This is a genomic window from Aquabacterium sp. G14, from assembly GCF_037482285.1.
In the GTDB taxonomy this organism is placed as follows: domain Bacteria; phylum Pseudomonadota; class Gammaproteobacteria; order Burkholderiales; family Burkholderiaceae_C; genus Aquabacterium.
The window spans coordinates 121,431-145,647 of the sequence record NZ_JBBEYB010000009.1 but is presented as its reverse complement, the minus strand read 5'-3'; the positions used below and the strand labels follow the sequence as shown (position 1 = coordinate 145,647).

Below are 24,217 nucleotides of genomic sequence, written 5' to 3'. Positions count from 1 at the left end.
AGGTGCCTGGCGAAAACAACGACATCAAGTTTCAAGCCGACGCGAAGCGCGCCTGCATGACCCGATAACTAGACAGTGAAGGCTGCAGCACAGCATCAAAACTCACCGTCTCGCGCGTGGGGCGCACCACCAGCATGGCGCGGATGGTGAAGGCCAAGGAGCTCTGTGAGGTCTGTGTGTCATGAAACTGCACCTGAACGTTCTGCAGTCGCGGTTCATGGGTCTCGATGGCATGCGATAGGCTTCTGCTGATGTGCCGACGGTCCTCGGAACTGGACAACACCCGCCCAACAAAATCACGCACCCCAAAACACAACACTGAGCGGGCCGTATGAGGCCCCAGATCCGACGCATCAAAGTTGATGGCTGCACGGGAATTCAGCAAACTTTCCAGATCGCGCGCCACCGCATCACGCAACTGCTCAACGCTGCAGGTCTGCATCAGACCTTCCGGCAGATCAGGATTGTTGTCCAGCAAGCGGTCGAACACGCTGCGACGAATGCGCACGGCAGAAGACATCTCTCACACAGCCTGAAGCAAGAGATGGGGCACGAGGCCCCATCCCGGTCACGCACACAGTGCGCTCATGTGATCACTCCGATCAGTTCGGAGCGTCGAAGGCGGCCTTGTTGGTGGCGAGGCTCCAGGAAGCCACTTGACCCGGCTTGGACTTGCCGTCCATCGTTTGCTGGGTGTACGTCCACTGCACGGCCGAGTACTTCAAGCCGAAGGTTTCGGTCGGAAGGCCTTCCTTGTCCACCGACGGCACCACCTGAGAGATGATGACCTTCTTCAACTGGATCTTGAGATACAGGACGCGGTCATTCGTGCCGTTCGCGCGCATGAAGTGGATCTCCACATCGTCATACAGCGTACCGGCCGAGCAGGACTCCCACAGCTGCGGGCTGACCATGTCAAGATCCTTGGTGAAGATCATTTCGCCGTGTTCGCAACGCTCGGCCGTGTGACCACCGGCGGTCGAGGCCGTAGCGGACTTGGGCTGGCGAATGAAGTGCTGCCAACTCGTGGCTTCGAACCACGGAGCAGGATGGGTCTGACCGGTACCAGCGTCACGCGACTCGCCCTTGATGTCCTTGCCATTCAACGGCTTGTTGAACTTGACGTAAATGTCTTTCATGTGGGTATCACTCCTTGATTTCATCGTGAAGGGGGCGGAGGCAATCGCCGACAGCATCACCCCCGCTTGAACTCACCTGATCACTTCGAGCCTTGTGGCATCTCGGCAACCAGGCGCAGCGACACCGACAGTTCATCCAGTTGGTAATGGGGACGCACGAAGGCCACGGCCCGATATGCACCCGGACGACCCGGCACTTCGCTGACCTCGACACTGGCCTCCCGCAGCGGCTTCTGGGCGCGAATTTCTTGTGACGCGTCCTGAGAGTCCACCACGTACTGCATCAGCCAGTTATGCAGATAACGCTCGACGTCGAGCGTGTTGGCAAAACTGCCTACCTTGTCGCGCATCATCGACTTCATGTAATGCGCAATGCGGCAGACCGCAAACATGTACTGCAATTGAGCCGACAGGGCTGCATTCGCATTCGCCGCATCACTGTCGTACTTCTTGGCTTTCTGAGCGGATTGCGCACCAAAGAAAGCGGCATAGTCGGTGTTCTTGCAATGCACCAGCGGGATGAAACCCAGGTCACTGAGCTCCTTCTCGCGACGATCCGTGATGGCCACTTCGGTGGGGCACTTCAGTGCCAGCTCTCCGTCATCGGTCTTGAAGGTATGCGTGGGCAGGTCTTCGACCAAGCCACCGCCCTCGACCCCGCGAATGGCGGCACACCAGCCGTATGTTTCGAAAGCGGCTGTCAGGCGCGCACCCAATGCGTAGGCCGTGTTCACCCACAGGTACTTGCTGTGATCGGTGCCATCGACGTCCTCAACGAAGTTGAAGCCCTCGGTGGTCATGCCTTCCTTGGGGTCATAGGGCAAACGGCCCAGGAACCGTGGGACCGTCAGTCCGACGTAGCGTGCGTCCTCCGATTCACGGAAGGACTTCCACTTTGCATAGTCCACCGTATCAAACACTTTGGCCAGATCACGGGGCTTGCCGAGGTCGGTAAAGGCCTCCAGGCCAAACAGTTCGCTGGAGGCTGCAGAAATGAACGGTGCATGTGCGGCTGCAGCCACATGCGACATCTGCTCGACGAAGTACATGTCCTCGGCACCACGACCGATCTCGAAGTCTCCAATCAGTGCGCCGAATGGCGATCCCCCAAAAGTACCGAACTCTTCTTCGTACACCTTCTTGAACAGCGCTGACTGGTCAAAGTCAATGGCCGTCTTGAAGTCCTTGACGATGTCCTTCTTGCTCGTGTTCAGCAACTTGATCTTCAGACGCTCACCGGTCGAGGTGTGCTTGCACAGGTAGTGCAAGCCCGTCCAACTGGACTCGATCTTCTGGAACTCGGGGGCATGCAGCACCTCGCTGAGCTGAGCTGAGATCAGTTGATCAATCTCTGCAATGCGCGCATCGATATTGGCCGACAGGTTGTCGGAGACCACCACCGTGCCATCGAGCACTTCCTTGACCAGCTCACCAATGATGTCTTTCGCACGCGCGTGCTCGCTGTCGGTCTTGGCAACCTTACTGCGGGCCACGATATCGTCCAACAGGCTGACGCTCTCGAGCACAGCACCGGTCTGGGGTTGCAGTTGTGCACTCATCGCATCACTCCTGTTCAGGCTGCAAAGCTTCGGCGCTCAATTGCTTGAGCTTCTCGGTACTGCTCAGCACCTCAGCCAGGGCGTCTTCGAGCTTCTCGTTGCCTGCGAGCTTGTTACGCAAGTCAGACAGCTTGGTGCGCGCCTCAAGCAACTTGCGCAGCGGCTCAACCTGCTGCACCACGGACTCCGGACGGAAGTCCTCAATGCTCTTGAACTCGAGATTCACCCCAAACTCACCGCCTTCGGCAGACAGCTTGTTTTTGACGCGATAGCTGGCTCGCGGCGCGATCCCCTCCATCACCTCGTCAAAATTGTCCATGTCGATGCTGACGAACTTTCGGTCCTTCAGCTTGGGCAGAGGTTTGTCAGGATCTGGCTGCCCCGCGAAATCCCCCATCACCCCAACGACAAAAGGAATCTCCTTCTGCTCGGTTGCATCCCCCACTTCCACGTCATAGGTGAGCTGGACACGTGGTGGGCGCACACGCCCGAGTCGTTGCTGAACGCTGTCTTTCTTGGCCATGAGCAGCCTCCTTCCTGATGTGTGTTATTGCAGGGCGCCGAACGGATTGGCACGTCCTGCGTTGTTCGCCACGGGCTTTGAGACAGCGGCAGGCTTGGCTGCTGGCGTCGGCGCAGGCTTGGCAGGCGCAGCAGCGTTAGACGCAGGTGCAGTGCCTGCCGCGGCGGGCACAGCCTTGGCTGAATCAGTGGACGCCTTGGCCGGCGCAGGTGTTGCGGCACGACGCACGGCACGACGCACCGGCTTGACTGGAGCAGGCGCAACCTCCGCCTGTGGCGTGACCAGAATGGGCTCTCCCAGAGCCTCCCGAATCAGCTTCGCAACGCTCTCGGCCTCGTTGCGGGTGGAGCCTTTGACCTCGTTGACCTTGCGCAGATGCGCCAAGGCATCGGCACTCACTCGCAGGCCACTGACCGCCAAAATGCTTTGAGCCGTCAGATCGTTCACATCACGTTGCAGTACTTCCTGCGCATCGTTGATGGCATGACCGTATTGGCGCGCCTCAAAATGAATCTGAGCTTTGCGCAGCCAAGGTTGCTTGGCAGAAGGGTCGATCTTGATGGCCTGATCAAGTTGCTCGAAGGCTTGTTGAGGTTGCCCCTGCTTCAGCGCCTCATCAGCTGCTGTCACACGTGCATCGACCTTCTCGCGAATGGCCTTCTGGGCCGACTCGGTGTCCTGCTTCTGCAGTGATGAACAGGCTGCCAAGGCAGACAACAAGGAAACCATCACCGCACGGCCCATGCCGCGGCGTACGTTGTGCAGCGTCAATCGAATACTCCCTAATGACTTATGAATGCGATTCGGCGCAATGCACCCCAATCGACTGCGCGGATTAAAGCGGAATTCATTTCGAGCGCCTGCCCCCATTCGGGGGTGATTTACAGACTCTTTCAACTCGTTGCAAATACCTCCCCCTCCTGTTGGGGGAGGCCGCAACTTCAATAGGCATCGGCTTCTTACACTACCCGCCGGCGAAGAGCACCCCTTGCTCCGCCCACGATGTATGAACACACACACACAGGGTTGGCGCGCCGCGATTTGCTGCATGTGGGTCAGCACGCTGATGGGTTGCAGCAGCATGCCCACGAACACATCATCCCTGCCCACATCCGTCCCCAAGGAGTTCGCTGAGCGCAGCGCAGAGGCGAGCAGCGTCAGCGAAAGCGGTGGCGTGATGGGCTACCTGGGCAACCTGGGCAAAAAGGCACTCGAAGCCACGGGCCTGAAGAAGCCCGAAGCCCCAGAGTTGCCCAAGGTCCCCGATAGCGCCCTACCTGACCGACGCCTTGAATGGCGCATTCACGCCAGCCCTTCGCTGAATGTGACAGAGAGAGGGCAGTCCCTGGCATTGCTCACTCGGCTGTATCGGCTGCGTAGCCCTGACGCGTTCCTCCAGGCCGCACCAGACACCTTTGGCGATACGGCCAAAGAGAAGGAGGTGCTTGGCGATGATCTTGTGTCGGTGCGCGAGGTTCAACTCGTTCCAGGCCAGCAGTACGAAGCCACCGAGAAGGTGCCAAGAGACGTGCGTTATGTCGGAATCGTTGGCTTGTTCAGATCGCCAGCCAGCAACCGGTGGCGCTATGCCTTCAGCGCGGCCGCAGCAGAGTTCAGCGGCTTGACGCTGGGGGCTCACGCCTGCGCCATCAGCGTGCAAGCGGGCGAGCCGATCGGTCAGCCAGTCAAGGTGGTGCGCTCCGCCGCCGTGAGCTGCCCCTGATACAACACCCCCATCTCACAGAAGGTTCCGTGTGATCCAGTCACCCAAAATCCTGTGGGGAGAAGGCCTCTTCCTGCGCCCCCAACACTTCCAGCAACAAGACGGTTACCACGAGTGGCGCCTGGCTCAAATGTCGCGCCTGCTGCACCCTTATGCCTGGGGCGTTCGACACCTCAAGGTAGACCCGGATGCCCTACAGACCGGTCTGCTGCGCTTGCTTGAATTGCAGGTGGTCCTGCCCGACGGCGAGATGTTCAACGCCCCCGGCGAAGACGAACTGCCGCCCCCTGTGTCACTGTCCACACTGGGGCACGATGGCAGCGGCGAAGTACTCTTTCACCTTGCCTTGGCACCAGTCAGAGCCAGCGGCACCAACATGGCCAGCACGCAGCACGAGGCAGACACTGCGGTGCGTTACTTCCGCACGCCCATCCAGGCCGCAGACAGCTACACCGATGCAGTTCCAGCCGAATTGGTGGTCCTGCGCAAGTCCGCCCAAGTTCTGCCAGACCACGCACCAAGAGCTCATTTGGTGAGCCTTCCGTTGGTTCGCCTGCGCAGAACCTCAACAGGCGGATTCGAGGTTGACGGACGTTTCATGCCCCCCAGCCTGAGCATTCAGTCCTCGCCATCCATGTTCTTGTACCTGCGTCGTTTGCTGGATGTGCTGCAAGCCAAGGTCGACGCACTCTATGGCATGCATCGCGAACCCAGCAAGAACATCATTGAGTTTCGATCTGGCGACGTCGCTTCTTTCTGGCTTCTGCACACGGCCAGCTCGGCCTTTGCTGGCTTATCTCACTTGTCCCGGCACGCCGCACTCCACCCCGAGCGTCTGTTCGAAAAGCTGCTTGAACTGGCTGGCGCCCTGATGACGTTCTCCAAGACCTTCACGCTTGCCGACTTGCCAGCCTACGATCACGGCAATCCGGGCCCAGGCTTCACCCGCCTGGATCAGATCGTGCGCGAGTTACTGGAAACGGTCATCTCGACCCGCTACTTCTCGATCTCCCTCACCGAGACCCAGCCGTCCTTCCACCTGGGACGTCTGGATGCCGAACAGATCACGCCTCAGACACAGCTGTACCTTGGCGTGAGCGCAGCGATGGCGCCTGCAGAGCTGGTGGAGGTCGTACCGCAGCGCTTCAAGATCGGCGCCCCGGATGACGTAGAGAAGCTGGTCCTCTCGGCAATGCCGGGGGTGCGTCTGATCCATGCACCGCAGGTCCCCGCGGCGGTACCGGTCCGGCCGGGCAGCTATTACTTCTCTCTGGAGCCGCGCGGAACACTGTACGAGCGCATGCTTCAGGCACATGCCATGACCGTTTACGCCCCCACCGGCCTACCAGACCTGCGGCTGGAGTTGGTCGCCGTGAACAATTAACGAGTACGCTGCAGATGACTTCGAGAGCCCCCTCACTCTTCGCTGGCGAGCCACCATCTCACGCTCCAGGCCAGACACCCGCGACACACACAGAGGCGCATAACCTGCTGGACCTGATGTATGACGGGTTCTACCTGCTGTTCCTGCTCAAGGGCAAGCATGCCCCAATGGATGCAGAGGTGTTTCGCGAGCGCATCAAGCAGTTCCTGACGGCATTTGAGCGGGGCGCCACCCGCATGAATGCGTCAGCCGAAGATGTCTATGCCTGCAAGTACGCGTTCTGTGCCACGGTTGACGAGGCTGTTCTGATGTCAGGCTTCAAGATCAAGGAAGCTTGGCAGCGCCTGCCGCTGCAGGTCCAGTTCTTTGGTGAGCAACTGGCTGGAGAGCAGTTCTTTGAAAAGCTGGAAGAGCTGCGGCGCCAGGGCGCCCCGCGCGTTCAGGCCATGGAAGTGTTCCATATGTGCCTGCTGCTGGGCTTTCAGGGCAAGTACCTCATCGAAGGCTCCGAAAAGCTGGGCTATCTGACCGCGCGCCTGGGGGACGAGATTGCGCGCATCAAGGGCCAAGGCGCTGGCTTTGCGCCCAACTGGGCTGCGCCTGACCGCATCCAGCATCAACTCAAGAATGAGCTGCCGCTGTGGGTGGTCGGGTCGGTGTTCGGCCTGATGGCGCTGCTGGCATTCATCGGCTTGCGCTGGCAGCTAGGTCAGCACGCTTCGACGGCGCTGGGGCAGGCGCATCACATCGTGCAACTGGCACCGCAGGTGGCCAACATCACGATCACCCTGCCCTGAAGACCCAGGCTGTCCCGCCGATCAAGCGACGGGATTCTGGTCCTGCGCTCCTGCACGACCATCTCCGAGCATCTCTCGCAGTTGACGCACACGCTCGCCGATCTTGAGTTCCAGGCCGCGCTGGACCGGTTGATAGAAAGCCTGGGGCGCCATGCCATCTGGAAAATAACATTCACCGGCGGCAATGCCGTCCGGCTCGTCATGGGCATAACGGTAGCCCTCACCGTGCCCGAGCGTCTTCATCAGCTTGGTGGGCGCATTGCGCAGGTGCATCGGCACAGGCCGGGTCGTGTCCTGCTTGACCCAGGCACGCACCGCCTTGTACGCCATGTAGGCGGCATTGCTCTTGGGCGCCACCGCCAGGTAGATCACGCATTGAGCCAGGGTCAGCTCGCCCTCGGGTGAACCGAGGCGCTCGTAGGTTTCGGCGGCATCCAGCGCCATGCGCAAGGCGCGGGGGTCGGCCAGACCGATGTCTTCGCTGGCCATGCGGATCAGGCGTCGCACGATGTAGCGCGGGTCCACCCCGCCATCGACCATGCGCACAAACCAGTAGAGCGCAGCATTCGGGTCGGATCCGCGCACCGACTTGTGCAAGGCCGAGATGGTGTCGTAGAACTGATCGCCGCCTTTGTCATAACGCCGCAGCTGCTCGCCCAGCGACTTCTCCAGCGTTGCTTCGTCGATGGTGTCTCGGCCCTTGAGCATCCCGGCCAGGGTCTCGTAGGTGTTCAGCACGCGGCGGGCATCACCATCGGCATAGGCGATCAGTCGGGTGCGCGCCTCGGGCGTGAGGCTGGGGCCCTGCAACTCGGCCTGGCCGCGCGCCAACAGGGTCTGCATGGCGGCCTCGTCCATGGCACGCAGCACATGCACGGTGGCGCGCGACAGCAAGGCGGCATTCACCTCGAACGATGGGTTTTCAGTGGTCGCGCCGATGAAGGTGAACAGGCCGGACTCGACGTGGGGTAGGAAGGCGTCTTGCTGGGCCTTGTTGAAACGGTGCACCTCGTCCACGAACACGATGGTGCGGCGCCCCGCACGCCGTGCCGCCTGCGCCTGCTCGACCGCCTCGCGGATGTCCTTGACGCCTCCCAGCACAGCAGAGATGGCCAGGAACTGGGCATCGAAGGCGTAGGCCATCAGTCGAGCAAGCGTGGTTTTGCCCACGCCAGGCGGGCCCCACAAGATCATGGAATGGGGCTGCCCCGACTCGAAAGCCACGCGCAAGGGTTGGCCTGGGCCCAGCAGGTGATCTTGCCCGACGACCTCGTCGATGGTGCGTGGGCGCAGGCGCTCGGCCAGCGGCGCCCCCAGACTTGACGCCTCGGGTGTGCCCGAGCGAAAACCGGCCGCGCCGGTGCCGCCCGTGGGGTCCGGCAGATCGAGGGAGAGACTCTCTTGCATGGTGATGATTGTCGCAGTTGCCGGGCCACCCGAACACATCACCGACAAACAGCACTGGACAAACCCTGTCACTTATGGGAAACTCTTGGAATTCGCTGTTTTGCAACTTGCACGACACGAATTCAAAGTTCATCCCCTCTGACCTTTTTCAAGCCGGGCAGTACCGTCGGGTACCTGCCAAGAGCGTGTCTTGAGTTCCGGTTGGCGGCGATGCCGTCGCTTTCCAACCGACTCACCGTGGCCCTTCTCTGTGCCGAGCGCACCTGCCACGAAGTCTGTACACGAAATCCATAGCGACTCCACCTGGCTCAGGCCTTTGATCGTGTGATCAGGCCTTGGCCGTGGCGTTTGTTTCTTGTCGAACCGTCGACAAGCGGCAGCGCTTTGCATTGCTTGAAAGAAGTTATGTCGAATCAAAACGAAATCAACACCAGCGCCCCTTCGCAACTGGACGCCCTGGCTCAACGCATCGAAGCCGAAGTGTTCGGCAACGAGGCCGCTGAGGTGGCCGCCGAACCCACCGGCGCCCGCTTCGAAGACCTGGGCCTGAGCCCCGCCCTGTGCAAGGCACTGGCTGACTCCGGCTATACCCAGCCGACCACCGTGCAAGTGCAGGCCATCCCGGCTGCGATGAACGGCGCCGACCTGCGCGTGGCCTCGAGCACCGGCAGCGGCAAGACCGCCGCCTTCATGCTGCCCTCGCTGGAGCGCATCATTGCCGCCCGTGGCGACAACACCAAGCGTCGCGAAAAGGGCAAGGTCCATGGCCCCCGCGTGCTGGTGCTGGCCCCCACTCGTGAGTTGGCGATGCAGGTGGCCAAGGCCGCTGACACCTACGGCCGTCACATGCAAGGTCTGCGTGTGGCCACCGTCGTGGGTGGCGTGCCTTACGCCTACCAGCTCAAGGCCCTGAAGGGTCCGCTGGATGTGCTGATTGCCACCCCCGGACGTCTGCTCGACCACCTGAACACCGGTGCCGCCGTGCTCGACAACCTGGAAGTGCTGATCCTGGACGAAGCCGACCGCATGCTGGACATGGGCTTCATCGATGACATCGAAACCATCGTGGAGCGCACGCCGGCCGAGCGTCAGACTCTGATGTTCAGCGCCACCTTCGCCGGTCACGTGGGCCAGCTGGCCCAGCGCCTGACCCGTGATGCCGTGAACATCGAAGTGGCCTCGCACACCGACAGCCACGACAACATCGAACAGCGTCTGCACCTGGCCGACAGCCTGCAGCACAAGAACGAACTGCTGGACCACCTGCTGGCCGACAAGGCCGTGGACCAGGCCGTCATCTTCACGAGCACCCAGCGCGACGCCGACATCCTGGCTGACCGTCTGGCCGACATGGGTCACGCCGTGGCCGCCCTGCATGGCGGCATGCCGCAAGGCCGCCGCAACCGCGTGCTGCAAGCCCTGCGCAACCGCCAGCTGCGCGTGCTGGTCGCCACCGACGTGGCCGCCCGTGGCATCGACGTGCCCACGATCACCCACGTGATCAACTACGGCATGCCGATGAAGGCCGAAGACTATGTGCACCGCATTGGCCGCACCGGTCGTGCTGGTCGCAGCGGTTTGGCCGTGACCCTGGCCGAGCGCCGTGACATTGGCATGGTGCGTCGCATCGAGCGTTACACCACGCAGCGCATCCCCGAGTCGGCGATCGAAGGCCTGGAGCCCAAGATGAAGTCGGGCGGCTACGCGGACAGCCGTGGTCCTCGCATGGGCAAGCCCATGCCGGGTCACCGCAACCGTGAAGACCGTGGCGCACCGCGCTTTGGCGCCCACCGCGAAGGCGGCTTTGGTGACCGTGGCGGCGATCGCAGCGGCTTCGGTGGTGACCGTGGCGGTTTTGGCGGTGATCGTGGTGGCTTCGGCGGCGACCGCGGTGGTTTTGGCGGCAAGCGCGAAGGCGGCTTTGGCGGCAACGACCGAGGCCACTTCGGTGGTGAACGTGGTGGTTTCGGCGGTGATCGTCCGGCGTTTGGTGACCGTGCCCGCCAGGATCGCCCGTATGGCGACCGCCCGGCCTTCGGTGACCGTCAAGCACCTCGTGGCGACCGCCCCTACGGTGATCGCCCGGCCTTCGGCGACCGTCCGGCTTTTGGTGATCGCCCCCGCGGTGACCGCCCTGCCTTCGGCGATCGTCCCGCTTTCGGTGACCGCCCGCACGGCAAGCCGTTCGGTGACAAGCCTTTTGGCGGCAAGCCGGCTCACGGCAAGTCGTTTGGCGAGAAGTCCTTCGGTGAGAAGTCGTTTGGCGACAAGCCTTTCGGCGGCAAGCCCTTTGGCAGCAAGCCTGGCTTCAAGTCGGGCGGTGCCAAGCCTGGTTTTGGTGGCAAGCGCCCCGGCTTCGGCAAGCGTGAAGGCTGATTGATCAGATCCTGATCATCACAGGGCGGCCTTGGTGGTCGCCCTGAGCCAGACCCAAAAAAACAGGCCCGCAACGAACGGGCCTGATTCATTCAAAACTTCAGGAAGCGGGCCTGACGCCCACAGCGTCAAGGCTGTTTGAGCACATCGGCCCCTGCGGGCGGTGTGAACTGAAAACGGGTGACCGGCAAGGCCACCTTCGATTCAAACTGCGCAAACTCCAGCCGCGAGCGCTGGCCAAAGCTGTCCAGGATTTCCAGGGCGGCGAGTTGCCCTTTTCTGAATCCGACGCGAACGGACTGGAACTGCCCCTCTTTGTGGCGCGGCAAGGCTTCCACCCATTCCAAAGACGTTGCTTGTTGAACCATCGGGGTCGCGGCCGCCGCACCCGATGAGGACGCAAGCACATTGCGGAGGGTGAAGTCCTTGTCCAACGTCCCACCGGCCAACAACGCCGCGGGAGTGGCACCCAGCGCCTCACTCATCGGCCGCACGGTCACCTGGTTCAGGTCCACATCGTGCAGCCACACCTGTTTGCCATCGCCCACGATGAGTTGCTCCGTGGGCGTGGTGTAGGCAAAGCGAAATCGGTTCGGGCGCTGGAACTCCAGCGAGCCCTTGGATTTGCGCGATTTCTTGCCGTCGGGCGAGATCACCGTCTGGGTGAACCCCCCCCGACCGCTTTGCACGTCTTTGACGAAGGCGCGCAAACTGGCCACGGCATCGGCCTGTGCCACGCTGCACACCAGCGTCATGCCCAGCACCAACACGCTGGCGCGCCCCATTCCTGTCCACTTCGATTGCATTGCTTCAGGCCTCATCCCAGGGTGCCGAGGTGGCACCGCCATCGCCACCACGGGCCGGCACGATCAGTTCACGGTTGCCATTGGTGGCCATGCTCGATACGAGTCCGGATTTTTCCATTTGTTCCAACAGGCGCGCCGCACGGTTGTAACCGATGCGTAAATGGCGCTGCACCAGCGAGATCGACGCCTTGCGGTGCTGCAGCACGACGGCCACGGCGTTGTCGTACATCGGATCTTGCTCACCGTCGCCGCCACCCATCGGGGAGCCATCGAGGTTGCTGCCCTCATCACTGAGGTTGCCCCCTTCGAGGATGCCTTCGATGTAGTTGGGCTCGCCCTGCGACTTGATGTACTCGACGACGCGGTGCACTTCGTCGTCGCTGACGAAGGCGCCATGCACCCGCATCGGCAAACCGGAACCCGGCGCCAGGTAGAGCATGTCGCCCTGCCCCAGCAGCGCCTCTGCGCCCATCTGGTCGAGGATGGTGCGGCTGTCAATCTTGCTGGAGACTTGGAAGGAGATGCGCGTGGGGATGTTGGCCTTGATCAGGCCGGTGATGACGTCCACCGACGGGCGCTGCGTGGCCAGGATCAGGTGGATGCCGGCCGCGCGGGCCTTCTGGGCTAAGCGTGCGATCAGCTCTTCGATCTTCTTGCCCACCACCATCATCAGGTCGGCCAACTCGTCGATCACGATGACGATGTGCGGCATGCGGTCCAGCGGTTCGGGCTCGTCCGGCGTGAGGCTGAAGGGGTTGGGGATCAATTCGCCGCGCGCCTTGGCCTCGTCCATCTTCTTGTTGAAGCCAGCCAGATTGCGCACGCCCATCTTGGACATGAGCTTGTAGCGACGCTCCATCTCGCCCACCGCCCAGTTCAGGGCGTTGCCAGCCTGCTTCATGTCGGTCACGACCGGGCACAGCAGGTGCGGGATGCCTTCATACATGCTCATTTCGAGCATCTTCGGGTCGATCAGGATGAGGCGCACATCGCGCGCCTCGGCCTTGTAGAGCAAGCTCAGGATGGTGGCGTTGATGCCCACCGACTTACCGGAGCCAGTGGTGCCGGCCACCAGGCAGTGAGGCATCTTGGCCAGGTCCGCCACCACCGGCGAGCCCACGATGTCCTTGCCCAGACCAATGGTCAGCATGGATTGGGCCTCGTGATACACCTGCGAGCCGAGGATCTCGGTCAGGCGAATCATCTGCCGCTTGGCATTGGGCAACTCCAGCGCCATCAGGTTCTTGCCGGGGATGGTTTCAACCACGCGGATGGACACCAGCGACAGCGAGCGGGCCAGGTCCTTGGCCAGGTTGACGATCTGCGAGCCCTTGACCCCGGTAGCAGGCTCGATCTCGTAGCGGGTGATGACGGGCCCCGGTGAGGCCGCCACCACGCGCACTTCGACGCCAAAGTCCTTGAGCTTCTTCTCGATGAGCCGCGAGGTCATCTCCAGCGACTCGGTGGTGATGGTTTCGGTGCGGCCCGGCGCCGAATCGAGCAGATCGATCTGCGGCAGCTTGCCATCGGCCATCTCGGCAAACAGCGGCTTTTGCTTTTCCTTGTTGACCCGCTCGGACTTGGGCACCTCGACCACCGGCTGCTCGATGATCAAGGGAATGGGCTCAGACGGCAACTCCTGGCGCACCTCTTCGACAACACGCTCACGCTCGATGGCGGCCTTCTCACCAATGCGGATGTCTTGCGCCACCTCACGCTGGGTTTCACGTTCTTGACGCAGGCGGTCAAACAACTGGCCAATGCGCTCGGCCAGATCTAGCCAGGAAAACCGCAAGGCCAAGGCGCTGCCGGCCACCAGCAAGGCAATCCACAGCACACCGGAGCCGTTGAAGCCGAGCCAGTGCATGCCCCACTGCCCCAACGCCATGCCCAGCACGCCGCCGGCCTGCTCGCCCGCCAGCATCACCTCGTTGCGATACAAACGTGACCACTCCAAGGCACAACTGGCCACCAGCAACAGCACCAGACCCAGCACCACACGCCAGCCCCCGCCGCGGACCTCGGCACCCTGTGCAGCAGTGGGCGGCACACGCACACCGGCTGGGGCGACATCGCGTCGCATCCAGCGCGCCAAGGCGCTCAACCAGACCCTCAGACCGACCACCGGCAGCCACCACGCGGAATGCCCCAAGAGCATCTGCAGGATGTCGGCCACATAGGCCCCCAACTGCCCCACCCAGTTGTGCGGCACCGCGTGTTGACCAGATGTGGTGAATGCCGGGTCGAATCGGTCGTGACTGGCCATGGCCAGAACCACCAAAATCCACAGCACGCCCCCCAACAACAGCGCGGCCTGAAAGCGCAAGGTCTGCTCAATTGGCTCGACCGGCGCCACCACGGGAGCCTGGGGCACACGGTGTAAGCGGCCGGTCACCCGAGCCGAACTGGAGGAGTCGGCGCGACGGTCAGCGCCTTTGCTGCCGCCTGCGGCATCTGAATGAAGAGATCCCAACGGAAATGTCATGCCTGCATTGTGAGCGCATTTTGCTCATGCTCGGACCGAGCGTGCGCACAGCAAAATGCCCCTCGCGAGGGGCATTCGCTCAATCAGCACGGCAGGGCGAAACAAAGCTGCCCCAGCGCAACCTCAGGCGGTGTTGGACAGGCGCTCCTTGAGCACCACACTGCCGGTCTCCTGGGTCTCGATCAGCCCACGCTCTTCCAGATCTTTCATGACGCGGCTGACCATTTCGCGGGATGCACCCACATGCTTGGCCAAGTCCTGGCGAGAGACCTTGCCACGGATCACCTTCTCGCCAGCATCCTCGTCGGCCATGTCGAGCAAGGCACGCGCCACGCGGCCGTACACATCAAGCAAGGCGAGGGATTCGATCTGGCGATCGGCGGCACGCAAGCGCTGCACCAGGCCGCGCAGGATGGCGTAGGACAGCGACGAGTTCTCGGGCAAACACCTCGCGAACTCGGGGCGCCCCAACACCAGCACGTCGGTCTGCACCTCGGCACGTACTGTGGCGGAGTGTGGCTCGTTGTCGATCAGGCTCATCTCGCCCAGATAGTCACCAGCCTCCAGAACGGCCAGGATGACTTCACGACCACGCTCGTCCGCAGCCACCACACGGGCACGCCCGGTCAAAAGGATGAACAAGGCGTTGGTTTTGCGACCGCGCTCAACGATGAGCTCACCGCGGCGGTAACGCCGCTTGACCACACCCTCGGCGATCGATTCAGCCTGGGCCTGCGTCAGCATGGAGAACAACGGGACTCGACGGATCAGGTCGAGATTGGACAGCATGGCCATAAACGCTCCTCTTTTATCAGGCGGGTGCTCAAGTCAGAAACATGGAATGGGATGGGTTTTCCCACCCGGAACCGGTGCAACAAACAACCTGTCTCTACAATTTTCGTCGATACACCGTTATTTTTCAGCACTTTAACGAGGGCTCATGATGCGGCCCATCGGAAATTGCCCTTGTGCGCAACGGTCACTGACGTGGCTGTAGCATACACACTCACAGAAAGGTCAAGTCATGAGCACTCCTCAACACAGCCAAGTCCTGATCCTGGGCTCCGGCCCGGCTGGCTACACCGCCGGCATTTACGCGGCACGCGCCAACCTGAAACCCACGCTGGTCACCGGCATTGCCCAGGGTGGCCAATTGATGACCACCACCGAAGTGGACAACTGGCCTGCCGATGTGCATGGCGTGCAGGGTCCAGACCTGATGCAGCGCTTTCAGCAGCATGCAGAACGCTTCCATACCAACATGATCTTTGACCAGATCAATGAGGTGGACCTGTCCAAGCGCCCCTTCACCCTCAAGGGCGACGCCGGCACCTACACGACCGAAGCCCTCATCATCGCGACCGGCGCATCGGCCAAATACCTGGGCCTGCCCTCGGAAGAAGCCTTCATGGGCCGCGGTGTGAGCGGCTGTGCCACCTGCGACGGTTTCTTCTACCGCAACCAGGAGGTCTGCGTGGTAGGTGGCGGCAACACCGCTGTCGAAGAAGCGCTGTACCTGTCGAACATCGCGAGCAAGGTGCACCTGATCCACCGCCGTGACAAGTTCCGTGCCGAGCCGATCATGGTGGACAAGCTTTACGAAAAAGTCGCCGCCGGCAAGATTGAGTTGCATGTGTTCAATGTGCTGGACGAAGTCCTGGGCGACCAGAGCGGCGTGACTGGCGTGCGCCTGAAGAACGTGGAAGACAACAGCGTCAAGGAACTGCCACTTAAGGGCTGCTTCATCGCGATCGGCCACCAGCCTAATACCGACATTTTCAAGGGCCAACTGGAGATGAAGGACGGCTACATCGTCACGCGCGGTGGCAACAATGGTTTTGCCACCATGACGAGCGTTCCCGGCGTGTTCGCTGCTGGCGACGTCCAGGACCATGTCTACCGCCAGGCCATCACCAGTGCCGGCACCGGCTGCATGGCTGCGCTGGATGCTCAGCGCTTTCTGGAGCAGGGTGCGACCTGATCAAAGGTTGGCGGCTTGTTTGTCGCCGCCTCTTTGCCAAGACCGAAGAATCTGTCTATAATCTCGGTTTTTGCACAATTCGTCCCGGAGTAGCTGCGTCATTCATAAGTCACCTGGTGGCTTTGACGTCGATGCTTCCGGAAGGGTGCTTCAACAGGGTCCGGTTCAGCAATGATCACCCCTGCTCTGGGCACCGATTCGCAACATAAGCGCAATTACAGCGAACGGAGAAGCGTCATGGCACGCGTCTGTCAAGTCACGGGCAAGGGCCCGATGTCCGGGAACAATGTTTCCCACGCCAACAACAAGACCAAGCGTCGTTTCCTGCCCAACCTGCAGTACCGTCGTTTCTGGGTCGAAAGCGAAAACCGCTGGGTGCGTCTGCGCATCAGCACGGCCGCTTTGCGTCTGATCGACAAGGTGGGCATCGATCAGGTCCTGGTTGACCTGCGCGCCCGCGGCGAACTGTAATTGGAGACTGAATCATGGCTGCAAAAGGCGGACGCGAAAAGATCAAGCTGGAATCCACTGCGGGTACCGGCCACTTCTACACCACCAGCAAGAACAAGAAGACCACGCCTGAAAAGCTGGAATTCATGAAGTTCGATCCCAAGGCACGTAAGCACGTCGCCTACAAGGAAGTGAAGCTGAAGTAATTCAGTCTCGCTGTTCTGTCTGGCTCTCGCAGCCAGCAGAAACAAAAAAACCCGCCAGTGCAAACCGGCGGGTTTTTTATTGGCCGGATGGCCTCACACGGCCAGGGCCGAAGCTTCCAGATCAGGCGCGGCCGCAGCGCCAGGTTGGTCCAGTTGCGTGCCAAAGCGGGCAGGCAGACTGACCACCAGTTCAAACGAGCGATAGTCGGCGCCCGTGTTGGCGTCACGGAAGTGGATGTGCACATCCCCGCCCTCACGCTGCAAGAAGCCACGCACGGCATCCATGCCCACACCACGCCCCGACACCTCGGTGACCTGCTCAGCGGTCGAGAAGCCGGATTGGAAGATGGTCTGCGCCACACGCTCGTCGGAGCCAGCCTCATCGGCACTCAGCAAGCCCTGCTCCATCGCACGACCGCGAATGCGCGCCAAGGCCAAGCCCCGTCCATCGTCGTGCAGGCGGATACGCAAACCGCCGACATCAAGTTTCATCTCGACATCGATGCGGCCTGCTGCTGGCTTGCCCGCGGCCACCCGTTCTGCAGCGGGTTCCAGTCCGTGGTCCATCGCGTTGCGAAGCAGATGGGTGAACAGGTTCTTGAGCAAGGGCGCGATCTGATTTTGAACCACCACGTTGTGGTCCACCACCTGGACCACAGGCGGCTCCTTGCCCAGTTCACGTGCCAGCGAGGGCAAGGAATCCAGTTGGCCGGCCAGCACGCCCTCAAGACGCTCCGTCCCGATCTGGCTGAGGGTGAGCTTGACCTGCTGCAGCACGCCGCGCAGGGCAGCCGGATCGTTCAGGTTCACGCCAGACAACAAGTCCAGCGATGCAGCCAAGTCCTCCCGATCCACGAGCGCGTACTTCTCAACGCTGCCGCGACGACCCGGACCCTTGCGGCCCAGCACGTTGTCGTTGATGCGCGCATATTCCTCGACCATCGCCTCAACGCCGTCCAGGGCATGAAGCAAGGCCGCGGCATCCCAGACAGCATCAGGATCCTTGCGCAACTGGTCGTAAGCCTGCTCGGCCTCATGCACCAGGTTGGTCAGGTGGATGAAGGCGTAGGTACGAGCATTGCCCTTGATGGTGTGCATGTTGCGGAACAACAGCGCCACGACTTCCGCGTCCTTGCCTGAGGTTTGCTCGATGAGTTGGCGATTCTCGACGATGAAGCGACGTGAGCCCTCGATGAAGTCGCTGAACTTTTCCTGGGTCACCGGCAGGATTTGACCGATGATGTCCAGCTCGCGCTTCTGCTCAGAGGCTTCTTGTTCGAGTCGCTTGAGCTCGGTGACATCGCGCACGCAGAGCATGAGCTTGTCGACGGTGTCATCCTCGTTGCAGATGGGCGACCAGCTCAGGGCCAGCGACTTCACACGCCCATCGGGCATGGTCTTGTCAAATTCAGTGACCATCAGATGGCTGTTGAACTCGAAGTTCATGACATCTTCGCCGACGCAGCTGGCCGCAGCCGCCTCCACCGAGGACAGAGCGTCTGAGCCGAGCGAGCTGTTACTGAACAGCAAGGTCATCAAATTCTTGCCTGCGATGTCCTTGGTTTCGAGAATGGTCTCCAGGTACGCCGAGTACTCGGGGTGAACCTCGTTGCTGCCGGTGACGGTCAACACACCTTGCGGCAGGTTCTCCAGCATGCTCTGGATGTCCTGGCTCTTTTCACGCAGCTGAGCGGTACGCTCGCTGACCAGTCCTTCGAGGTTGTCGTTGATGACCTGCAGGTCCTTGACCAGCTTGCGGTTCTCCATGAAGGTGTTGGCAAAGCGGGTCGACGCCACGTACATCATGGCACTCATGTAGATCAACACGCCCGTGAAGATCAGCGACACCGATGAGATCTTGCCCAAGGCGAGGAGCACGTCGTTGACGCCCGTCGCCAGGAAGATGAGCATGGCCACCGACAGAATGGCCGCACCGGACTTGCCCTCGCGCCAGGCCAGCAGCAGTTGACACAAACAGATGGATCCAGTGATGATGGCCAGAATGAACAGGACGGGTCGCACCTTCTGGAACAACTCGACGTTCGGCACAAACATCATGCTTCCGATTGTGGCGCACAGGACGATGTACAAGGCACCCATGGCCCAGTTGAGTCGAGGCAGGAAACGGTGCGTGATGTACTGCCCGAACATGTAGAACATGAAAATGCCCATCAGGCCGACGTAATGCAAGTAGAGCATCACGTCCGGGCTGAAGACCTTCATGAAGTAGTCGCCGGGCGAACCGAAGAAGGGGAAGATGAGCAAGCCTGCCAAGGCCGCCATCATGTACAGGGGGTACTGGGTCTTGGAATAGACCAGCAGGAAGAACAAGCCGAACACGAACATCACGTAGGCCGCAATGGTGCGAGCCTCGCCGCCCCAAAACTGCCACAGCGCCAGGCTGCTGTCGTGCTGGTCGTAGCGATGCACCTCGAATGGCAACTGATAGACACCGGTCATCAGGGGTGTCTCGACACGGAAGGCGACCACGTGCTCGGGCTTGGTCACCTTGAAGCGCACCGGAATCGGCTGGATCGAGTAGTAGCGTTCCACATTGATATCGTGAGGACGTTGGTAGACCTCCTGGCCGTCCACATACACGTGCATGCGCGCCATGTAGGTGTTGACCATGAAAACCACTTCCTGACCAATGAGGTCAGGGTTGAACTTCAGGTTGCCGCGGTACCAGCCCACGGTGAACACCTTGCCATCGTTGTAGGCGGGCTTCCAGGGACCAGGCGCCATGATCAGCTTCCAGTCCTGGGTGTCCAGCACCGGATCTTTGTTCTCAGGGCGGTCGTCACGCGTGAACAGCCATTTGCCCACGAGCTTGACCGGCTTGTCGAGCGACTGGATTTGAATGTGACAGGAGTGGCAATCGGGACGGGTGTCGGCAGCGCGTGCGGTCCAGGACAACAACATTCCCAGCAAAGCCAGCATCAGAAAACGACTGATGGACATGTGGTGTTCCTCTCTGATGGAGGGTAAGCAGACGAGATGGCAAACAGCGGATACAGCAACGCCTGTCTGCGTGTGGTGAACCAGATGACAGCTGAGCGAATGGCTCAGCCTTCAGCAAGCTTCTTGAACGTGGCGATCACAGCCTCACCTTTGAAGGGCTTGACGATCCAGCCCTTGATGCCGGCAGCCTTGCCCCGCTCTTTCATGATGGGGGTGTTCTCGGTGGTCAGCATGATGATGTTGACGGTGCTGTTGCGCAGTTCGCCGCGGATCTTCTCGGCCATGGTCAGGCCATCCATGTTCGGCATGTTGACGTCACTGACCACCAGCTTGATGCGTGCATCTGCCTTGAGCTTGTCCAGGCCGTCGCGGCCATCCACCGCTGTGACCACGTCCAGGCCATTTTTCTTGAGAAAGTCTCCGACTTCGTTGCGGACGGTTGCCGAGTCATCGACGACGAGTACTTGTGCCATGGTGTATCACCTCTTGAGAAAAATGGATCAGAAAAGCTCGAGTTCACCCGACTCGAACAGGTCCTCGGTGAGCACTTCGTTCTCCTTGAACTTTTCAGGGGCCCAACTGAGGTTGAAGACAAAGCGCTGGTAGAGCACGAGGGGGGTCGCCTCACCGTTCGGATCAACCAGGGTGTAGCGGAAGCACAGTTGCGGATCTTCCGAACCGAACGAGATGTAGCGGTGCTCGTGGTTGACGATGAGCGGAACCTGAGACTGCCGCCAGTCCACCGGTTCATTGGAAATGAAGCGGTTCTTGAAGGCACCCCAGATCAGGTTGGTCACTTCGCCCATGACATGGTTGATGTCACGGAAGTTGGCCGGGTCACGGGAGATATGGGTGCGTCCGTCCTCGACGTACTTGATGAGCGGCCCCTCTTCGGTCTGCAGCATCATGTAGCCGCGGCACCAGGTGCTCTCCAGCGGGATCAGGGTGAACAACTCACCGTAGATGATGCGATCCCGCACCATGTAGGGGGCCTCGGTCCGGACCTCAACACCCTTGAACTGAGTTTCCAGCGTGGTTTTGGTGATCTCGGTGATGCCCCGCACCAGCGCATTGGGGTACTGGAAGCTGAAGATGTTCTTGTCAATCAGCGGCGCGAGTTCATCGATGGTGCTGGTGGTGTAAGCGGCGGTGAAGATGCCGCGGTACAGATCGGGCAGATCATCCAGATGGGATGCCGCTTCACGGCGCAAGAAGATCGGCAATTCAGGACGGATGGCATGAATGGCACGCGCGAGTTCGAGCGCATTGCCGCCCTCCCCTGTGTAAGTCTCTTGCATGAAGATGGCGCCCAAGTCCACGTTGGATTTGAGCACCGAGAGCGCCGCACCGGCCTGCGGCTTCACGGGGATGAGATGGTGGGCGTCACAGAAGGCCTTGATGTGCCCGCGAACCTCGGCATCATCGTTGAGCACCAGCACTTTGCTGACGAGTTGAGCTGCTTCTTGCATGTGGGAGTTCTCTCGCAAAGGGTTCAGACAAGGAGGTTCAGAACAGTTCCAGTTCCCCGTGACTTTCTTCGGTCACGGTGGTATCCACCTGGAAATCGATGTCAGCGAAATCGCAGACGCACAAGCTGGCATGGAACGTGACACTGCCGTTGACCACCACACGAAAGTGCTGGATGTAGCTGGCATCAAGCTCGCTGAGGTGATCGATGCACTGCCGCTCCAGCACATTGGGCGTCGACATGCCGAGATACGGAAAGTGGTGCGACAGGTCACGGTTGAGCGTGCCGCAGAAGATATTGCCCACCTCGCCAATGACGTCGAGATAGTCGGCCTCCGACATCGCCTCTGGCGTGCTGTGGTGGATGGCCGCAAGGTGGCGACGCGTCGGGGCGTCCAAGGTGAAGCTCATCAAAGTGAGCGCACGAAACAGGTACGACGACACCGTCAGGATGACCAGACGCTGCTCCTTGATCTCACTGCTGTCCTCAAGGGGGGTGACGTCCACCTGATCGTCAGAAGACGATGACAACGCGGCCTTCAATGCGTTGGTGACGAAGAACTCGAATCCGGCCTTGGCTTGGTGGCTGATCATGGCGGTCAGACAGATTCAGTGGCCAGGATGGCGCGGGCCTTGCTGTTGAGCGACTGCAACTCGGTCACGGCGCCGATGATCATCTTGCCGCCCGCCTGCAAGTCCTGGAAGGTGGTGGTGGTGATCAGGTCGTTCTTGTGCAGGTTGTTGCTGTAGTCCTTGGACAGGGCCTCGGCGCGGTTGGCAAGGCTGCGGACCTCGTTGGCCACCACCGCAAAGCCCTTGCCCATCTCGCCAGCGCGGGCCGCCTCAATGGACGCATTGAGCGCCACGATGATCACCTGCCTCACGATGGAGGCGAACTCGTCGTTGCGATCGTGCATCTCGCGGTTATGGGAGATCAGCACGTTCATGTCCGCATGCCAACGCTCGAAGGTCTTGATCAGCCCCATGAGCTTGTCAATCGCATCGCCGAGCTGGTTGCAGAGGTGCAGGGCCTGTTCACGCGACAGCGAGGCACCGCTCTGCACCTGATGCAGTTGGGCCTCCAGATCGGTGCGCAACTGGCTCAATTGCAGATGCGCCTGAGAGTCCTGTTGAAGCCGGGCGCTTTCCTGCTCTTGCAACTGAGCCTGCAGTTCATCCACACGGCCTTGCCACGTTTGCTGTTGTGCGAGCACCTCGGCTTGCGGCACCAAGATACCGCGGGCCCGCCATGCGCGCTGCTGGTACCACCAGGTCACCCCTGCGCCAAGGATGCAACCCAAGACACCGATACCCAATTCAAGCCACATGTTCGAACCTTTGCCGTCACTGATGTCACGTGGCCGCGCTGGCGCAGCCCGATTCTGATTCGCTGACCTTTCACCTTTCAACAGATTCAAGGCCCGTGCTGACAGAATGACTTCAGGTTACAGGACAGATCAGGTACACCCACTTGGGGGAAATCGGCATCCGAGATGTGAAAACAACGGCCAACGCGCCAAAGTTCACGTTACAAGATGTGACGGCACGCAAAACATTCAGGGCTTGCCCTGATGAGCTCCGATAGACAACAAAAAACCCCGCGGCTGCGGGGTTTGAGTTTGGGAAAAGTACCGCGCCTTCAGGCGTGAGCGGCACGGAGCTTGCGGGAGAACTCCTGCAAAGCGGCGATCCCACTGCTTTCAGCGCGGTGGCACCACTCCTGAAGGTCATGAACCAATTGCTCGGCAGACACGTTGGTACGGGTCCACAACGCCCTCAGCTCTTCACGCATGGCGATGAGCTTGTCGAGTTGCGGCAGGTTGGCACACGCCTGTTGCACTTCTTGGGCCATGCCCACGGGCATCTGAGCCTCATCACGGTGAACCCAGCGACGCACGCGCTTGAGTTGCGCAGCAGCTGCTTCTTGACCGTTGGCCTTCAGGCGCGTGACCTCACTCGCGCATGCACGGCGTACCTCACGTGCGTAGCCAGCCATCAGTTCGTAGCGGTTGGCCACGATGGCCTCCAGGGTCTTGGCGTCGGCCACCGGCTTGACGTCGCCCAGGGTCAAACGTGGCGGGGTCTTGCGCACTTTGGCCAGCCCCATCATCTCCAGCCCGCGGATGTAACCCCAGGCAATGTCGAATTCGTACGGCTTGACGGAGAGCTTGGCTGACGTCGGGTAGGTGTGGTGGTTGTTGTGCAACTCTTCACCGCCGATGATGATGCCCCAAGGGGAGATGTTGGTTGACGCGTCCGGGGCCTCGAAATTGCGATAACCCCACCAGTGACCCAACCCGTTGATGATGCCGGCGGCAGTGATGGGAATCCAGGCCATCTGCACCGCCCAGACCGTGATGCCGATCGCACCGAACAAGGCCAGGTTGATCAACAACATGACGATGGGGCCCCAATTGTTGCGCGGGGTGTAGAGATGACGCTCCAGCCAGTCATCGGGTGTACCGTGCCCGAACTTCTTGAGGGTCTCGGCCTTCATGGCCTCATCACGGTAGAGTTCTCGCCCCTGCAGCAACACAGTCTTGATGCCATGAGTCACTGGGCTGTGAGGGTCGTCAGCAGTTTCACACTTCGCATGGTGCTTGCGGTGCACGGCAACCCACTGCTTGGTCACGGTGCTGGTGGTCAACCACAGCCAGAAACGGAAGAAGTGCGACGGAATCGCATGCAACTCCAGCGCACGGTGCGCCTGGGAGCGGTGCAAGAAAATCGTCGTGGACGCGATGGTGATGTGCGTCACGATGAGGGTGAAGGCCAGGATCTGCCAGCCGCTGGCGCCGGTCCAGCCATGAATGGCCCACTGCACGATGCTGTCGTGCAGCGAAGCCCAAAACCCGATATCAAACATTCAAAACCTTTCAGGAGGACGGCGGATTGTAGAGATCCCCCAGCCTGGGCGCTTAACCCAGGACAAGAAAAAGCGCCGCATCACGCG

22 protein-coding genes are annotated in these 24,217 nt (G+C 60.8%); 7 read left to right on the top strand and 15 right to left on the bottom strand.

Features of this window, described 5'->3' with window-relative positions:
* Positions 1-31: 31 nt before the first annotated feature.
* The 5 genes from tssE to WIT60_RS11540 all read right to left on the bottom strand — a co-directional run bounded on the left by tssE (position 32) and on the right by WIT60_RS11540 (position 3,992).
* Positions 32-520, bottom strand: a complete 489-nt coding sequence (gene tssE / locus WIT60_RS11560) for a type VI secretion system baseplate subunit TssE (protein WP_339584066.1) — start codon at positions 518-520, stop codon at positions 32-34.
* Positions 521-602: 82 nt separating this feature from the next.
* Positions 603-1,139 (bottom strand): Hcp family type VI secretion system effector, encoded by a 537-nt coding sequence (locus WIT60_RS11555; protein WP_339584065.1) that lies wholly within the window; start codon positions 1,137-1,139, stop codon positions 603-605.
* A gap of 80 nt (positions 1,140-1,219) precedes the next feature.
* Positions 1,220-2,698 carry a type VI secretion system contractile sheath large subunit gene (tssC, locus tag WIT60_RS11550; protein ID WP_339584064.1) on the bottom strand — a complete coding sequence of 493 codons (1,479 nt, stop codon included), beginning with the start codon at positions 2,696-2,698 and terminating at the stop codon, positions 1,220-1,222.
* 4 nt (positions 2,699-2,702) lie between these two features.
* Entirely contained in the window at positions 2,703-3,221 is a 519-nt protein-coding gene (gene tssB / locus WIT60_RS11545) for a type VI secretion system contractile sheath small subunit (RefSeq protein WP_339584063.1), read from the bottom strand.
* 24 nt (positions 3,222-3,245) lie between these two features.
* On the bottom strand, positions 3,246-3,992 hold the full coding sequence (locus WIT60_RS11540; protein ID WP_339584062.1) for a tetratricopeptide repeat protein: 747 nt from the start codon (positions 3,990-3,992) through the stop codon (positions 3,246-3,248).
* Positions 3,993-4,302: 310 nt separating this feature from the next.
* Here WIT60_RS11540 and tssJ point away from each other — a divergent pair, with 310 nt between their 5' ends.
* Genes tssJ through icmH form a run of 3 tightly spaced genes read left to right on the top strand, consistent with a single transcriptional unit; the run spans position 4,303 to position 7,125 of the window.
* Entirely contained in the window at positions 4,303-4,944 is a 642-nt protein-coding gene (tssJ, locus tag WIT60_RS11535; protein WP_339584061.1) for a type VI secretion system lipoprotein TssJ, read from the top strand.
* A gap of 31 nt (positions 4,945-4,975) precedes the next feature.
* On the top strand, positions 4,976-6,328 hold the full coding sequence (gene tssK / locus WIT60_RS11530) for a type VI secretion system baseplate subunit TssK (RefSeq protein WP_339584060.1): 1,353 nt from the start codon (positions 4,976-4,978) through the stop codon (positions 6,326-6,328).
* A 14-nt stretch (positions 6,329-6,342) separates the two neighbouring features.
* Positions 6,343-7,125 (top strand): type IVB secretion system protein IcmH/DotU, encoded by a 783-nt coding sequence (icmH, locus tag WIT60_RS11525; protein WP_339584059.1) that lies wholly within the window; start codon positions 6,343-6,345, stop codon positions 7,123-7,125.
* A 21-nt stretch (positions 7,126-7,146) separates the two neighbouring features.
* Here icmH and WIT60_RS11520 read toward each other — a convergent pair whose 3' ends face one another.
* The gene (locus WIT60_RS11520) at positions 7,147-8,538 is read right to left on the bottom strand and encodes a replication-associated recombination protein A (RefSeq protein ID WP_445207692.1); all 1,392 of its coding nucleotides are present in this window, start codon (positions 8,536-8,538) and stop codon (positions 7,147-7,149) included.
* Positions 8,539-8,937: 399 nt separating this feature from the next.
* On the opposite strand from WIT60_RS11520, the gene WIT60_RS11515 reads away from it, so the two are divergent.
* Positions 8,938-10,908, top strand: coding sequence for a DEAD/DEAH box helicase (locus tag WIT60_RS11515; RefSeq protein WP_339584057.1), 1,971 nt, complete (start codon positions 8,938-8,940; stop codon positions 10,906-10,908).
* 128 nt (positions 10,909-11,036) lie between these two features.
* Here the strand turns inward: WIT60_RS11515 and lolA are convergent, their stop codons facing one another.
* The 3 genes from lolA to WIT60_RS11500 all read right to left on the bottom strand — a co-directional run bounded on the left by lolA (position 11,037) and on the right by WIT60_RS11500 (position 14,994).
* Entirely contained in the window at positions 11,037-11,693 is a 657-nt protein-coding gene (lolA, locus tag WIT60_RS11510) for an outer membrane lipoprotein periplasmic chaperone LolA (protein WP_339584087.1), read from the bottom strand.
* Positions 11,694-11,718: 25 nt separating this feature from the next.
* Complete coding sequence (locus WIT60_RS11505) at positions 11,719-14,199, bottom strand: DNA translocase FtsK (protein ID WP_339584056.1); 2,481 nt, start codon at positions 14,197-14,199, stop codon at positions 11,719-11,721.
* Positions 14,200-14,322: 123 nt separating this feature from the next.
* Positions 14,323-14,994 carry a Crp/Fnr family transcriptional regulator gene (locus tag WIT60_RS11500; protein WP_339584055.1) on the bottom strand — a complete coding sequence of 224 codons (672 nt, stop codon included), beginning with the start codon at positions 14,992-14,994 and terminating at the stop codon, positions 14,323-14,325.
* 229 nt (positions 14,995-15,223) lie between these two features.
* Between WIT60_RS11500 and trxB the strand changes: the two genes are divergently transcribed.
* From trxB to rpmG, 3 genes are all read left to right on the top strand, one after another.
* Positions 15,224-16,180 carry a thioredoxin-disulfide reductase gene (gene trxB, locus WIT60_RS11495; RefSeq protein WP_339584054.1) on the top strand — a complete coding sequence of 319 codons (957 nt, stop codon included), beginning with the start codon at positions 15,224-15,226 and terminating at the stop codon, positions 16,178-16,180.
* Between the two features lie 237 nt (positions 16,181-16,417).
* Positions 16,418-16,651: a 50S ribosomal protein L28 gene (gene rpmB / locus WIT60_RS11490; protein WP_290731615.1), complete on the top strand. Its 234-nt coding sequence runs from the start codon at positions 16,418-16,420 to the stop codon at positions 16,649-16,651.
* A 14-nt stretch (positions 16,652-16,665) separates the two neighbouring features.
* Positions 16,666-16,836 (top strand): 50S ribosomal protein L33, encoded by a 171-nt coding sequence (rpmG, locus tag WIT60_RS11485; RefSeq protein ID WP_058087945.1) that lies wholly within the window; start codon positions 16,666-16,668, stop codon positions 16,834-16,836.
* 93 nt (positions 16,837-16,929) lie between these two features.
* Here the strand turns inward: rpmG and WIT60_RS11480 are convergent, their stop codons facing one another.
* The 6 genes from WIT60_RS11480 to WIT60_RS11455 all read right to left on the bottom strand — a co-directional run bounded on the left by WIT60_RS11480 (position 16,930) and on the right by WIT60_RS11455 (position 24,130).
* Positions 16,930-19,797: an ATP-binding protein gene (locus WIT60_RS11480; RefSeq protein WP_339584053.1), complete on the bottom strand. Its 2,868-nt coding sequence runs from the start codon at positions 19,795-19,797 to the stop codon at positions 16,930-16,932.
* A gap of 104 nt (positions 19,798-19,901) precedes the next feature.
* Positions 19,902-20,270: a response regulator gene (locus WIT60_RS11475; RefSeq protein ID WP_339584052.1), complete on the bottom strand. Its 369-nt coding sequence runs from the start codon at positions 20,268-20,270 to the stop codon at positions 19,902-19,904.
* Between the two features lie 27 nt (positions 20,271-20,297).
* Positions 20,298-21,266 carry a chemotaxis protein CheX gene (locus WIT60_RS11470; protein WP_339584051.1) on the bottom strand — a complete coding sequence of 323 codons (969 nt, stop codon included), beginning with the start codon at positions 21,264-21,266 and terminating at the stop codon, positions 20,298-20,300.
* Between the two features lie 37 nt (positions 21,267-21,303).
* Entirely contained in the window at positions 21,304-21,858 is a 555-nt protein-coding gene (locus tag WIT60_RS11465; protein ID WP_339584050.1) for a hypothetical protein, read from the bottom strand.
* A gap of 5 nt (positions 21,859-21,863) precedes the next feature.
* Positions 21,864-22,592 carry a methyl-accepting chemotaxis protein gene (locus tag WIT60_RS11460; protein ID WP_339584049.1) on the bottom strand — a complete coding sequence of 243 codons (729 nt, stop codon included), beginning with the start codon at positions 22,590-22,592 and terminating at the stop codon, positions 21,864-21,866.
* Between the two features lie 311 nt (positions 22,593-22,903).
* Positions 22,904-24,130, bottom strand: coding sequence for a DesA family fatty acid desaturase (locus tag WIT60_RS11455; protein WP_339584048.1), 1,227 nt, complete (start codon positions 24,128-24,130; stop codon positions 22,904-22,906).
* Positions 24,131-24,217: the final 87 nt, after the last annotated feature.